Annotated in this window: 12 protein-coding genes; 4 read left to right on the top strand and 8 right to left on the bottom strand. The window is 73.8% G+C overall.

Annotated elements, in window-relative coordinates:
- The first annotated feature begins 112 nt into the window (after positions 1–112).
- The gene (locus tag ACIP9H_RS23815) at positions 113–958 is read left to right on the top strand and encodes a DUF1206 domain-containing protein (protein ID WP_401960643.1); all 846 of its coding nucleotides are present in this window, start codon (positions 113–115) and stop codon (positions 956–958) included.
- Positions 959–988: 30 nt separating this feature from the next.
- Here the strand turns inward: ACIP9H_RS23815 and ACIP9H_RS23810 are convergent, their stop codons facing one another.
- The 4 genes from ACIP9H_RS23810 to ACIP9H_RS23795 form a co-directional block, all read right to left on the bottom strand.
- Complete coding sequence (locus ACIP9H_RS23810) at positions 989–1435, bottom strand: response regulator (RefSeq protein WP_401586176.1); 447 nt, start codon at positions 1433–1435, stop codon at positions 989–991.
- A 10-nt stretch (positions 1436–1445) separates the two neighbouring features.
- Entirely contained in the window at positions 1446–2615 is a 1170-nt protein-coding gene (locus tag ACIP9H_RS23805) for an ATP-binding protein (protein WP_401960640.1), read from the bottom strand.
- On the bottom strand, positions 2612–3796 hold the full coding sequence (locus tag ACIP9H_RS23800; protein ID WP_401586182.1) for a PP2C family protein-serine/threonine phosphatase: 1185 nt from the start codon (positions 3794–3796) through the stop codon (positions 2612–2614). Before ACIP9H_RS23800 ends, ACIP9H_RS23805 begins: the two co-directional genes overlap by 4 nt.
- A 231-nt stretch (positions 3797–4027) precedes the next feature.
- Positions 4028–4525 (bottom strand): MarR family winged helix-turn-helix transcriptional regulator, encoded by a 498-nt coding sequence (locus ACIP9H_RS23795; RefSeq protein WP_401586185.1) that lies wholly within the window; start codon positions 4523–4525, stop codon positions 4028–4030.
- 127 nt (positions 4526–4652) lie between these two features.
- Between ACIP9H_RS23795 and ACIP9H_RS23790 the strand changes: the two genes are divergently transcribed.
- Complete coding sequence (locus tag ACIP9H_RS23790; protein WP_401960637.1) at positions 4653–5840, top strand: PP2C family protein-serine/threonine phosphatase; 1188 nt, start codon at positions 4653–4655, stop codon at positions 5838–5840.
- A 99-nt stretch (positions 5841–5939) separates the two neighbouring features.
- On the top strand, positions 5940–6710 hold the full coding sequence (locus ACIP9H_RS23785; RefSeq protein ID WP_401960634.1) for a MerR family transcriptional regulator: 771 nt from the start codon (positions 5940–5942) through the stop codon (positions 6708–6710).
- A 41-nt stretch (positions 6711–6751) separates the two neighbouring features.
- On the opposite strand, the gene ACIP9H_RS23780 is transcribed toward ACIP9H_RS23785, so the two are convergent.
- The 4 genes from ACIP9H_RS23780 to ACIP9H_RS23765 all read right to left on the bottom strand — a co-directional run bounded on the left by ACIP9H_RS23780 (position 6752) and on the right by ACIP9H_RS23765 (position 12601).
- On the bottom strand, positions 6752–8935 hold the full coding sequence (locus ACIP9H_RS23780; protein ID WP_401960632.1) for a 3-hydroxyacyl-CoA dehydrogenase NAD-binding domain-containing protein: 2184 nt from the start codon (positions 8933–8935) through the stop codon (positions 6752–6754).
- Positions 8936–8972: 37 nt separating this feature from the next.
- On the bottom strand, positions 8973–10187 hold the full coding sequence (locus tag ACIP9H_RS23775) for an acetyl-CoA C-acetyltransferase (RefSeq protein WP_401960629.1): 1215 nt from the start codon (positions 10185–10187) through the stop codon (positions 8973–8975).
- 78 nt (positions 10188–10265) lie between these two features.
- A complete protein-coding gene (locus ACIP9H_RS23770) occupies positions 10266–11408 on the bottom strand; it encodes an acyl-CoA dehydrogenase family protein (protein WP_401586200.1) in 1143 nt (380 codons plus the stop codon).
- A 41-nt stretch (positions 11409–11449) separates the two neighbouring features.
- The gene (locus tag ACIP9H_RS23765) at positions 11450–12601 is read right to left on the bottom strand and encodes a CaiB/BaiF CoA transferase family protein (RefSeq protein WP_401960627.1); all 1152 of its coding nucleotides are present in this window, start codon (positions 12599–12601) and stop codon (positions 11450–11452) included.
- 108 nt (positions 12602–12709) lie between these two features.
- Between ACIP9H_RS23765 and ACIP9H_RS23760 the strand changes: the two genes are divergently transcribed.
- Positions 12710–13594 (top strand): amidohydrolase family protein, encoded by an 885-nt coding sequence (locus ACIP9H_RS23760; RefSeq protein WP_401586205.1) that lies wholly within the window; start codon positions 12710–12712, stop codon positions 13592–13594.
- Positions 13595–13700: the final 106 nt, after the last annotated feature.

Here is a 13700-nt window from a genome sequence, read left to right as displayed (position 1 = left end):
ACGCGGGCCGGCCTCCCCGGCACCGGGCCGCGCTGTTTCACCGGCCGGGTACGGGGCAGCCGACGGCTGCCGGGGGACCCCGGTACACAAGCCCGGTTCAGGGAGGTCGGCCATGGGCACGACGGGAGCGGCCGCCGCGGTGCGGCCCGGCAGTGCGGGGCGGCGCGCGATCCGGGCCGGCGCACGTGCGGGACTGACGGCCCGTGGGGTCATCTACGCGCTGACCGGTGTGCTCGCCCTGCGCATCGCCTTCGACGGTTCCTCGCGGCAGGCCGACCGCGGTGGCGCGGTGGCCGAGCTGGCGGCTCAGCCCCTCGGCGGATTCCTGGTCTGGGCCCTGACGGCCGGACTCGCCGGAATGGCCCTGTGGCGGCTGTCGGAGGCCGTCTTCGGGGCGGCCGGGCCGGACGGCGGCAAGGTGTCCAAGCGCGTGCAGTCGGCGGCCCGGGCGGTCTTCTACGGCTTCGTCACCTACTCGGTGGCCACCTTCGCGGTGGACGGGGGGTCGGGCGGTTCCGGCGGCGGGGCCGGGGGGTCGAGCGACCGGACTTCCAAGGACGTCACCGCCGAGGTGCTGGGCTGGCCGATGGGCCGCTGGCTGGTCGGCGCGGCGGGCCTGGTCCTGGTGGGGGCGGGCGGCTGGACCGCCGTCCGGGCGATCATGCGCCGCTTCCGCAAGCACCTGCGCGTCGGCGCCATGTCGCCGCGCACCCGCCGGGTGGTCGAGGTCCTGGGAGTGGGCGGCGGCACCAGCCGCGGGGTGGTGTTCGCCGCCGCGGGCTGCTTCGCCGTGGTGGCCGCGGTGCGCTTCGACCCCGGCCGGGCCAAGGGACTGGACGACACCCTGCGCACGTTCCGTGAGACGCCCGCCGGGCCCTGGCTGCTGGCGGCGGTCGCCGCGGGCCTGGTGCTGTTCGGTCTCTTCTCCGGTGCGATGGCGCGCTGGCGCGAGGTCTGAGGGACGGCCGGGGCACCGGCCGCCGGCCGGTCAGCGCCCCGGCAGCTTCACCACGGTGACGAAGAACTCGTCGATCTGCCGGACGACCTCGATGAACCGCGCGAAGTCGACGGGCTTGGTGACATACGCGTTGGCGTGCAGCTTGTAGCTGCGCACGATGTCCTCCTCCGCCTCGGAGGTGGTGAGGACGACGACCGGGATGTCGCACAGCGAGGCGTCGGCCTTGACATCGGCCAGCACCTCGCGGCCGTCGTAGCGCGGCAGGTTGAGGTCGAGCAGGATCAGGCCCGGCCGGGGGGCGTCCGCGTGCTGCCCGCGGCGGTGCAGGAAGTCCAGCGCCTCCTCGCCGTCCCGCACGACGTGCAGGACGTTGCGGATCTTGTGCTCCTCGAAGGCCTCACGGGTCATCAGCTCGTCGCCCGCGTCGTCCTCGACCAGGAGGACGACGATGGGCTCCGGCTGGGGCGGCACGGTCATGGCGTCATTCCTACAGTGCGGCGGGCCGCGTGGCGGCGGGCAGGGTGAAGCGGATGCGGGTGCCCTCGCGCGGCGCGGGGTCGAGCCAGATCCGGCCGCCGTGGTGCTCCACGATCTTCTTGGAGAGTGCCAGACCGATGCCGCTGCCGTTGCTCCCGGGCGCCCCCTCGCGCGGGCGCGGCACGACGCCGAAGACCTTCTCGGCGTAGGCGGGCGGTACGCCGATGCCGTTGTCGGTGACGGCGAAGGCGAGCAGGCCGTCCTCGTCCGGCCCGTCGGAGGTGATCGCGATCCGCGGTGCGCGCTCCGGCGAGCGGAAGGCGACGGCGTTGCCGAGCAGGTTCTGCCAGAGCATGGTCAGCAGCGTCGGGTCACCGATCGTGCGGGGCAGGGACGACGGCCGCTCGACCGCGGCACCGCACTCCCCGATCGGTCCGGCGAGGTCGGCCAGCGCCCGGTCCAGCGCCTCGTCCAGGGCGACCACGACATCGCCCTCGTCGGGGCGGCCCGAGCGCGCGAAGGCCAGCAGGTCGCCGAGGAGTACCTGCATCCGCTTGGCGCCGTCGACCGCGTAGGCGATGTACTGCAGCCCGCGCTCGTCGAGGCGGTCGCCGTAGCGCTTCTCCAGCAGCCGGCAGAAGGAGATGACCTTGCGCAGCGGTTCCCGCAGGTCGTGCGAGGCGACATAGGCGAACTGCTGGAGCTCGCTCCCGGCGCCGCGCAGCTGCTCCTCCCGCTGCCGGGCCTGTGCCAGTTCGGCGGCGGCGGACGAGCGGGAGCCCTCCAGTTCGCGCAGTGCCTCGCGCAGCGGGGCGAGCTGCCGCAGCGCCCTGCGGTGCACGAGAAGGGCGAGGCCCGCCGCGGCGAGCAGGAGGACGGCGAGAACGGCCGCGACGGCCCAGTACGGCATGGTGAGTCCGGCCCGCTCGTCGCCCGCGGCGGTGGTGGTGCGCGGCGGGGCGGCAACGGCCTGGTGGCCCACGGCCGGGCCGATCGGGGCCCGTGCGGGCGCCAAGCCGCCGGCGGCGGCCGCGTACCCGGCGGGCCGACCCGCCGCCGCGGCGGGCGAGGGCGGGAGGGCGGTGACACCGGCGACCGCGCCCGCCACCACGACCAGGGCGGCGGGGGCGAGGGCGATCCGTGCGGTACGGGTGGGCCGTGCGGGCCGTGCGCCGGTCATGACGCGGTGTCCCAGTCGAGGCGGACGACCGCGACGTCGTCGTCGAAGCCGCCGTGCCCGGCGGCCAGCGACTCGGCGCGGTCGATCAGGGTGTCGACGAACTCCGGCGCCGCCAGCCCGGCGTGCTCCCTGGCCAGCGTGAGCAGTCCGGTCTCACCGAGCCGCCCGTTGCCGGCCCGGCCCTCGAACAGCCCGTCCGTGAAGAGGGTGAGGGACTGCCCGGGGCGCAGGTCGAGCCGGCCCTCGGGCCAGTTCCCTGCGCCGGGGATCATCCCGAGGGCGGGGCCCCCGGGTGGTTCGGCGTACTCGACGTCGCCCTCCGGTGTGCCGCGCAGCAGGCCGTGGTGGCCGGCCCGCCACACCGACGCGCCGCGGCGGTCCGGGCTGAGGGTGAGCACCGTGGCGGTGGCGAAGATCTCGGGCGCCGCGCGCTCGGCGACCAGCACCTCCTCCAGCAGGGACAGCTGGCGTGCGCCCTGGACGCCGCTGAGGACGAGGGTGCGCCAGGCGATCCGCAGCCCGACACCGAGTGCCGCCTCGTCGGGACCGTGGCCGGACACGTCGCCGATGACGGCGTGGACGACGCCCTCCGCGGTCTCCACGACGTCGAAGAAGTCGCCGCCCAGCAGGGCGTCGACGCGGCCGGGGCGGTAGCGCGCGGTGACGCTGACGTCCTTGGTGCGCAGCATCGGGAGCGGGAGCAGGCCGCGTTCGAGCCGGGCGTTCTCCTCGGCCCGCATCTGGCTGGCGCGCAGGGCGACGGCGGCGCGTTCGGACTGCTTGCGCTCGACGGCGTACCTCAGTGCCCGGCCGAGCAGCTCCGGGTCCACACGCCCCTTGACCAGGTAGTCCTGGGCGCCGGCGGACACCGCCGCGAGTCCCGTGCGCTCCTCGGCCAGGCCGGTGAGCACGACGACCGCGGCCCGCTGGGTGAGGGCCAGGGCCCGGCCGAGGGCGGCCAGCCCCTGGCCGTCCGGGAGGTGCAGGTCCAGCAGGACGCAGTCGGCGGGGCGGGCACCGAGGGCGTCGCCGGCCTCGGCGAGGGAGCGCACCCAGCGCAGGTCGACCGGCACGCCGCTGTCGGCCACCAGTTCCTCGACCAGGAGTGCGTCGCCGGCGTCGTCCTCGACCAGGAGCACGGCGAGCCGCCGGCCCGTGCTGTCACCCGGTCTGGGGATCAACCCCCCAGGCGGAGTCAGGGTGTTGCCTTCCACATCGTCTCCCCACCCCAGCGATGCCCCTTGCGGGGCGATGGGATCGTACGCGAAGGACACCCTGGCGGGGCGGCCTTTGCCACACTGCGGATCATCTTCGATCATTGCCGTTGGGCAACAGTAATACCCTGCAACGGATACACGGGGCGCACCCGGGTCGGGAACAGCCCGTTCAAGAAGTGAGGATGCCGTGCGCGGCTATGCGCTGCGGCTCCGCCCGTCCGTCACGGCCGGGACGGCGGCCAGGCCCGTGGCCGACGCCGCGCTCCGGAAGGCCGCCAGTCCCTCCAGCAGGGCGCGCCGGGCCCGCTCGGGCATCGCGGCGACGACGGTGGCGAGCTCCCGCTCACGGCGTTCGCGCAGTTCGGTGAGGAGCGCCGCCCCGCGGGGCGTGAGCCACAGGCGCACCTCGCGGCGCGAGGTCGGGCTGATGTCCCGGGTGAGGTACCCCACCGCCTGCAGCCGGTCGCAGAGCCGGCTCATCGCGGGCGGCGCGGCGCCCAGCACCTCGCACAGGGTGCGCAGGTTGGCGCCCTCGTTCCCCTCCAGCGCGAACAGCAGGCGCAGCTGCGAGGGCGGGACGGGCGGATCCCCCGCGTCCCGGCCCCGGCCCCAGAGCACCTCCAGCGCCTCGACCATCGACGACGCCTCGGCGACGACGTCCCGGTCGGGCGGGCGGCTCGCGGACAAGGTCATCTCCTGGGCGTCATGTCCTGGGCCCGGAGCGGGCAGGAAACGGATATAGGGGTACACATCACGGCTCCCCTCGGCCCTGCCACCGTAACCGACCCTGCCCTCCTCCCAGAAGGACCCCCGCGAACCGGTGAACACCTCCGCTCTCCACGCCGCCGAGCGCGCCCTGCGCGCCGCCGCTCCCCATGCCCTCGCCGACGCCGTCCGCCGGATCCTGCGGCAGCACTACGGGGCGGGCGCGGTGGACGTCCTGCTGGCCGACTACGGCCAGACCGTGCTGCAGCCGGTGGCTGCCGGGGCCCGCGGCGGCGACGGCCTCGTTCCGATCGCCGGCAGTCCGGCGGGCCGGGCCTTCGGGGCGCAGGAGCCGGTCACCGAGGCCGTCCCCGGCGGTGTGCTGCTCCACCTGCCGGTGAGCGTGCGCGGCGACCGCATCGGAGTGCTGAGCGCCGGGTTCCCGGCGGAGACCGGCCCCGTGGACGCCGGAACCGTCGCGGACCTCGGCGAGATCGCCGAGATGCTGGGCCATCACATCCTGGTCGCCGACCGCGACACCGACCTGTATCTGCGGGCCCGCCGCCGCGACCGGCTCACCCTCGCCGCCGAGATCCAGTGGCAGCTGCTGCCCGGGCACTCGCTGGCCCGCCCGGGGTACTCGCTCGGCGCCCAGCTGGAACCCGCGTACGACATCCACGGCGACAACTTCGACTGGTCGGCGTCGGAGGACGACCTGACGCTCACCGTCACCAACGGCATGGGCCAGGGGATCGAAGCGGCCCTGCTGACCAGTCTCGCCGTCGGCGCGCTGCGCAACGCGCGGCGGGCCGGTGTGCCGCTGACCGACCAGGCGGCCCTCGCCGACCAGGCGGTCTTCGCCCGGTACCGGGGCGGGAGCTACGTGTCGGTGCTGCTGATGCGCTTCGAGCCGGCCACGGGCACCGTCGACGTGGTCGACGCGGGGTCGCCGCGCGTGTACCGGCTGCGGGACGGGGCCGTGGACACCGTCCCCTTCGAGCCGCAGATGCCGCTCGGCATGTTCGAGGACACCCCGTACGTCGTCCAGCGGTTCGAGGTGCGCTCGGGCGACCGGCTCGTCGTCGTCAGCGACGGGGTGTACGAGACCGCTTCCGCGTCCGGCGAGAGATACGGCGAACAGGCCCTGGCGCGGGCGATGCTGGCCACCCGGCTCGTGCCGCCGGCCGATGTGCCGCGGGCCGTGCTGCGCGAGCTCCCCGGCTACCGGGCGGTGGCCGACGCCGAGGACGACGCACTCGTCCTCTGCCTGGACTGGGACCGGGCCGGGCACGCGGCTCCGTGAAGGGGGCCGTACGCTGCGGCAACGGCCGACGGCGGCACACGCGACCGGTCATACTGGTGTCATGACCAGGGCGGCGAGCGAGAGAGCGAGATCCCGCGCATGACGCAGTCCCGGGCCGCACGCCAGGAGGCGCCCGCAGCGGACGAACCGCGCCTGACGGTCGACGAGTTCGCGGCGCGCGCGGGGACGACCGTCCGCACGGTCCGGTTCTACAGCGCCAAGGGCCTGCTGCCGCCGCCGGAACTCGGCTCGCGCCGCGTCGGTCTCTACGGGCCGGACCATCTCGCGCGGCTCGCGCTCATCGAGGAGTTGCAGCACCAGGGACTGACCCTGGCCGCCATCGGCCGCTACCTCGACCAGCTGCCCGGCGACATCACCCCGCAGGACCTCGCCCTGCACCGGGCGCTGGTCGCCACCTGGATGCCGGACACCGCGGAGGAGGTTCCGCGCGCCCGGCTGGAGCAGCGGGCCGGACGGGAGCTGAGCGGCCACGACCTGGACCGGCTGGCCGCGATGGGGGTACTGCACCCCACCGCGGACCCGCAGGTCCTACTGGTCAACCCGGCGATGCTGCACCTGGGGGTGCGTCTGCTGGACGTGCCGATCCCGCTGGAGACGGTGCTGGCCACCCGGGAGATCGTGCTGAAGCACGCCCGCGCGGTCGCGCACGAACTGCACCGGCTCTTCCAGCGCGAGGTGTGGCAGCCGTACGTGGCCGGGGAGCCCGACCGGGAGGACCGGGCGCGGATGCGCAGCCTCACCGAGGACCTCCAGCCAATGGTGGTGCAGGCCCTGGTCACCGCCTTCCAGCGGTCGCTGGCGGAGGAACTGCGCGTGACGGCGGCGGGGCTGGACGACGCGGAGAGGTGAGCCTCCGGGGGCGGCGGGCGCCGCCCCCGGAGGTGTGCGGGTCAGCCGTCGGTGAAGGTCTCGCCCCGTTCGGCCTTGCGCACCAGCAGTCCGGGCGCCGCGAAGCGCTCGCCGTACGCGGCCCGCAGCTCCTCGGCACGCGCGAGGAAGCCGGCCGGGCCGCCGGGGTAGCCGTTGATGTATTGGAGAACGCCGCCGGTCCAGGCGGGAAAGCCGATGCCGAGGATGGACCCGATGTTGGCGTCGGCGACGGAGACGAGGACGTTCTCCTCCAGGCAGCGCACCGAGTCCAGCGCCTCGACGAAGAGCATGCGCTCCTTGAGGTCCTCGAAGGGCACCTCCGCCGCCCCGGGCCGGGTGAAGTGCTCGCGCAACCCGGGCCACAGGCCCGTCCGCCTGCCGTCGGCGTACTCGTAGAAGCCGGCTCCGCCGCTGCGTCCGGGACGGCCGAACTCGTCGACCATGCGGTCGATGACGGCGTCGGCGGGGTGCGGCTGCCAGCTGCCGCCGGCCTCCTCCACCGCGCGCCGCGACTCGTCGCGGATCTTCCGGGGCAGGGTGAGCGTCAGCTCGTCCATCAGCGAGAGGACCTTGGCGGGGTAGCCCGCCTGGGCCGCGGCCTGCTCGACGGTGGCGGGGTCGACGCCCTCGCCGACCATCGCGACGCCCTCGTTGATGAAGTGCCCGATGACACGCGAGGTGAAGAAGCCGCGCGAGTCGTTGACGACGATCGGGGTCTTGCGGATCTGCCGCACCAGGTCGAAGGCGCGGGCCAGCGCCTCGTCGCCAGTGCGGCCGCCCTTGATGATCTCCACCAGCGGCATCTTGTCGACCGGTGAGAAGAAGTGCAGGCCGACGAAGTCCTCGCGGCGCTGCACCCCTTCGGCGAGCAGCGTGATCGGCAGCGTGGAGGTGTTGGAGCACAGCAGGGCGTCGGGGGCGACGATGCCCTCGATCTCCTGGAAGACCTTGTGCTTCAGGGCCGGGTCCTCGAAGACCGCCTCGATGACGGCGTCGCAGCCCGCCAGGTCCTGCGGATCGGCGGTGGGCCGGATCAGGGCGAGCAGCGCGTCGCGCTTCTCCTGGGTCGTACGGCCCTTCGCCAGGGCCTTGTCGAGCAGCCCCGCGGAGTACGCCTTGCCGCGCTCGGCGGCCTCGGCGGTGACGTCCTTGAGGACGACCTCGATACCGGCCTTGGCGCAGGAGTAGGCGATGCCCGCGCCCATCATGCCCGCGCCGAGGACGGCGACCTTGGTGACGGTGCGGGACGGGACGTCCTTCGGGCGGCTGGCACCGGAGTTGACGGCCTGCATGTCGAAGAAGAACGCCTGGATCATGTTCTTCGCGATCGGGCCGGTCACCAGCTCGGTGAAGTAGCGGGACTCGATGGTGAAGGCGGTGTCGATGTCGACCTGGGCGCTCTCCACGGCGGTGGCGAGGATGTTGCGCTGGGCCGGGTAGGGCGCGCCCGCGAGCTGCTTGCGCAGGTTGGCCGGGAAGGCGGGCAGGTTGGCGGCGAGGGCGGGGGTGCTGGGGGTGCCGCCGGGGATGCGGTAGCCCTTGGTGTCCCAGGGCTGCGCCGACTCGGGGTGCGCGTCGATGAAGGCGCGCGCCTTGGCGAGCATGTCCTCGCGGTCGGCGGCCACTTCGTGGACCAGGCCGTTCTCCAGGGCGCGCTTCGGGTCGTACTGGGTGCCCTGGAGCAGCACCTTGAGGAGCGCGTCGGTGATGCCGAGCAGCCGGACGGTGCGGACGACGCCGCCGCCTCCGGGGAGCAGGCCGAGCGTCGCCTCGGGCAGGCCGATCTTCGAGCCGGGCGCGTCGAGCGCGACCCGGTGGTGGCAGGCGAGCGCGATCTCGTAACCGCCGCCGAGCGCGGCGCCGTTGACGGCGGCGACGACCGGCTTGCCGAGGGTCTCGATGCGGCGCAGGTCGCGCTTGATCGCCATGCCCCTCTCGAAGATCTGCGGCGCGTCCTCGGGCCCGGCCTTGATCATGTCCTTGAGGTCGCCGCCCGCGAAGAAGGTCTTCTTGGCGGAGGTGACGACGACGCCGCGGACGCTCTCGCGCTCCGCCTCCAGGCGGTCGGCGACGGCCCGCAGGGACTCCCTGAAGGCCTGGTTCATGGTGTTCGCGGACTGGTTCGGGTCGTCGAGGACGAGGGTGACGACGCCGGTCTCGTCCTGCTCCCAGCGGATGGTGGTGTTCGTCGGAAGAGCGGTCATGTTCGGTCGGCTCCGTTGCGGGGTGCGGGACAGGAGGTCAGAGGCGTTCGACGACGGTGGCGATGCCCATGCCGCCGCCGACGCACAGCGTGGCGAGTCCGTACCGCTGGTCGCGGCGCTCCAGTTCGTCGATCAGGGTGCCCAGGATCATGGCGCCGGTGGCGCCGAGGGGGTGGCCGAGCGCGATGGCGCCGCCGTTGACGTTGACCTTGTCGTGGCTCAGGCCCATCTCCCGCATGAAGCGCAGGACGACGGCGGCGAAGGCCTCGTTGATCTCCACCAGGTCGATGTCGTCGATGGTGAGCCCGGCCTTGGCGAGCGCCTTGCGGCTGGCGGGGGCGGGGCCGGTGAGCATGATGGTGGGGTCGGAGCCGGAGACCGCGGCGGAGAGGATCCGGGCGCGCGGGGTCAGCCCGTAGCGCTCGCCGGTCTCGCGGTTGCCGATGGCGACCAGGGCCGCGCCGTCGACGATGCCGGAGGAGTTGCCCGCGTGGTGGACGTGGTCGATCTTCTCGACCCAGTGGTACTTCTGCAGGGCGACGGCGTCAAAGCCGCCCGCCTCGCCGATCGTGGCGAAGGAGGGCTTGAGGCCGGCCAGGCTCTCCGCGGTGGTGCCGGGGCGGATGTGCTCGTCGCGGTCGAGGACGACCAGCCCGTTGCGGTCCAGGACGGGGACGACGGACCGGTCGAAGCGGCCCTCCTTCCACGCCTCGACGGCGCGGGCCTGGGACTCGGCGGCGTAGGTGTCCACGTCGTGGCGGCTGAGGCCTTCGAGGGTGGCGATGAGGTCGGCGCCGACGCCCTGGGGGACGAAACCGGTGGTCCAGCTGGTCATCGGGTCCATGGCCCAGGCGCCGCCGTCGGAGCCCATGGGGACGCGGGACATGGACTCCACGCCGCCGGCCAGCACCAGGTCCTCCCAGCCGGATCGGATCTTGGCGGCGGCCATGTTCACGGCCTCCAGGCCGGAGGCGCAGAACCGGTTCTCCTGGACACCGGCCACCGTCTCGGGCAGACCGGCGGCGATCGCCGCGGTCTTGGCGATGTCGGAGCCCTGGTCACCGAGCGGGGTCACGACGCCGAGGACGACGTCGTCGATCGCGGCCGGGTCGAGACCGGGCAGGCGGCTCCGCAGCTCGTCGATGAGCCCGGTGACCAGGTCGACGGGCTTGGTGCCGTGCAGGGAGCCGTTGGCCTTGCCGCGCCCGCGCGGGGTGCGGATGGCCTCGTAGACGTAGGCGTCGGTGCTCAACGTCGGATGCCTTTCGGTGAGGGTGGTGGGGGGCCGGGCGGGTCGGTGCCCGGCGTGCGCGCCCGCGGGTCGTGCGGGTCAGTCCAGCAGCGAACGGCCGATGATCTCCTTCATGATCTCCGTGGTACCTCCGTAGATGGTCTGGACACGGCCGTCGGTGAATGCCCTCGCCACCGGGAACTCGGTCATGTAGCCGTAGCCCCCGTGCAGTTGGAGGCAGCGGTCGGCGACCCGCTTCTGCAGTTCCGTCGCCCACCACTTGGCCATCGAGGCGTGCACGGCGTCGAGCCGGCCGGCGGCGTGCTCGGTCACGCAGCGGTCCGTGAACGCCCGGGTGACCGCGCACTCGGTCGCCATCTCGGCTATCTCGAAGCGGATGTGCTGGTGCCGGGCGAGCGGGCGGCCGAAGGCCTCGCGCTCCTTGACGTACCGGGTGGTGATCTCCAGCAGGTGCTCGGCGGCGGCCGCGGCGGCGACGGCGATGCCCAGGCGCTCCTGGGCGAGGTTCGCCATCAGGTGGAAGAACGCCTGGTTCTCGGCGCCGAGCAGGTTCTCCTTCGGCACGCGCACGTCGGTGAAGAAGAGCTCGGCGGTGTCCTGCGCCTTCTGCCCGATCTTGTCGAGGTTGCGCCCGCGCTCGAAGCCGGGCATGCCGCGTTCGACGACCAGCAGGCTCAGGCCCCGCGCCCCGCCCTCGGGCGTGGTGCGGGCGACCACCACGACCAGGTCGGCGAGGATGCCGTTGGAGATGAAGGTCTTCGCGCCGTTCAGGACCCAGTGGTCGCCCGCGTCCACCGCGGTCGTGCGGATGCCCTGGAGGTCCGAGCCGGCGCCCGGCTCGGTCATGGCGATGGCGGTGATCAGCTCGCCGCTGCAGAACCCGGGCAGCCAGCGGCGCTTCTGCTCCTCGGTGGCGAGCCCCGTCAGATACGGGCCGACGACGTCGTTGTGCAGGCCGAGGGCCAGGCCGTGCGCCCCGGCACGGGCGAACTCCTCGGCCAGGACGACCGCGTAACGGAAGTCGTCGGTGCCCCCGCCGCCGTACTCCTCGGGCACGGCGATGCCCAGCAGCCCCTGGCGACCGGCCGCGAGCCATGCCTCGCGGTCGACGATGCCCGCCTTCTCCCACCGCTCGTGGTGCGGCAGGACCTCCTTGGCGAGGAACGTCCGCACCGTCGCCCCGAACGCCTCGTGCTCGGCCGAGAAGAGCTCGCGCTGCATGCTGCCCGCCTTCCGGGAGGGACGTCGTGGTCGGTCAGGAGTCAGGGCCGGGCGGGCCGGGCGGCCTCGGTGGCCAGCGCCGGGACGTCCCAGTCGCGGGCGACCTCGGCGGTGTGGGCGCCGGGCCGGGCCGGCGGCCGGCGCAGACTCGCGGGGGTGGCGGAGAAACGGGGGGCCGGGGCGGGCTGGGTGACGCCGCCGGTCGTGACAAAGGTGGCGCGGGCGGCCAGGTGCGGATGCTCGGCCGCCTCGTACAACGACAGTACCGGCGCGACACACGCGTCGCTGCCCTCGAACAGCTCGGTCCACTCCTTGCGGGTGCGCGTGGCGAAGCGTTCCGCGATCAGCGACCGCAGTTCGTCCCCGCGCGCGAGGTCGCCGCGGTCGGGCGCGTCGTCGGGCAGCCCCAGCAGCCGGGCGAACTCGGCGTAGAAGGCGGGCTCCAGGGCGCCGACCGTCATCCAGGCGCCGTCGGCGGTCCCGTAGACCGCGTAGTACGGGCAGCCGCCGTCCAGCAGGTTGGCCGCACGGCGGTCCTGCCAGGCGCCCGCGGAGAGCATGCCCCAGATCATCGCGCCCAGGTGGGCGGCGCCGTCCACGATGGCGGCGTCCACGACCTGGCCCGCCCCCGTGGCGCGGGCGTGGTGGAGCGCGGCCAGCACGCCGGTCACCAGGTAGAGGGAGCCCCCGGCGTAGTCGCCGAGCAGATTGGCGGGGACGGCGGGCGGGCCTCCCGCGGGGCCGATCATGCCGAGGGTGCCCGCGGTGGCGATGTAACCGATGTCGTGTCCCGCGCTCGCGGCCAGCGGCCCGTCCTGGCCCCAGCCGGTCATCCGGCCGTAGACGAGGCGGGGGTTGCGGGCGTGGCAGTCGGCCGGGCCGACGCCCAGGCGCTCGGCGACGCCGGGGCGGTTGCCCTCCAGCAGGATGTCGGCCCGTTCGGCGAGGCCGAGGACGAGTGCGGCACCGCCCTGGTCCTTGAGATCGATCACGACCGAGCGCTTGTTGCGATTGGTGAGGTCGTGGTCCGGGTCGACGCCGAGGCGGGCGCCGCCGGGCCGGTCCACGCGGACGACGTCGGCGCCCAGGTCGGCGAGGAGCATCGCGGCGAAGGGGGCCGGTCCGATCCCGGCGAGTTCCACGACGCGCACCCCGGCGAGCGGGCCGCCCGCGTCCGGTCCGGGTGGACCCATGCGTCCCTCGGCCATCGTTCCTCCGGCCTCGTCGAGGGGACATGACAGTAATGGTGTAACACTGATGATGCTATGGAGACCCGGAGCGGGTGACAAGGGGTGACGGACGTGGCACGGCCGGATGACGACGTACGGGTGAAGGACCTCTGGCGGGAGCTGGGGCTGCCGGGGATCGTCGACGTGCACACGCACTTCATGCCGGAGCGTGTGCTGGACAAGGTGTGGGCCTATTTCGACGGCGTGGGGCCGCTGACGGGGCGGCCGTGGCCCATCGCGTACCGGGAGGACGAGGAGGAGCGCGTCGCCGCGCTGCGCTCGTTCGGCGTCCGCGCCTTCACCTCGATGCTCTACCCGCACAAGCCCGCCATGGCCGCCTGGCTCAACGCCTGGGCGGCGGACTTCGCGGCGCGCACGCCGGACTGCCTGCACACCGCGACCTTCTTCCCCGAACCGGAAGCGGCGGACTACGTGCGGCAGGCGCTGGAATCGGGCGCCCGCGTCTTCAAGTGCCACGTCCAGGTGGGCGGCTTCGACCCCAACGACCCGCTGCTCGACGACGTGTGGGGGCTGCTCGCCGAGACCGGTGTCCCCGTCGTCACGCACTGCGGGTCCGGCCCGGTGCCCGGCCGCCACACCGGCCCCGAGCCGGTCGCCCGGCTGCTGGCCCGGCACCGGCGGCTGCGCCTGGTCGTCGCCCACATGGGCATGCCCGAGTACGGGGACTTCCTCGCCCTGGCAGCCCGTCACACCGGCGTGCACCTCGACACGACGATGGCCTTCACCGACTTCGCCGAGGCCGACGCCCCGTTCCCGGCCGCGCTGCGCGGGCAGCTGGCGGACCTCGGCGACCGCGTGCTGTTCGGCAGCGACTTCCCCAACATCCCGTACTCCTACCTGGAGGCGGTGGAGGCGATCACCCGGCTGGGCCTCGGCGACAACTGGGGCCGGGGCGTCCTCCACGACAACGCGGCCCGCCTGTTCGCCCTCGACTGAGCGCCCTCCGGGCGCCCTGACCACGGGGGCGGCGTGGGGGGCGGGCCCGGCGATCCCCGTGCCTCCGGGTGGCCAGAAGGTGCCCGCAAGGGCGGATGACGTGTGC

The sequence above is a fragment of the Streptomyces sp. NPDC088732 genome, assembly GCF_044751205.1.
Classification (GTDB): Bacteria; Actinomycetota; Actinomycetes; order Streptomycetales; family Streptomycetaceae; genus Actinacidiphila.
This window is presented reverse-complemented; position numbering and strand designations above follow the sequence as displayed.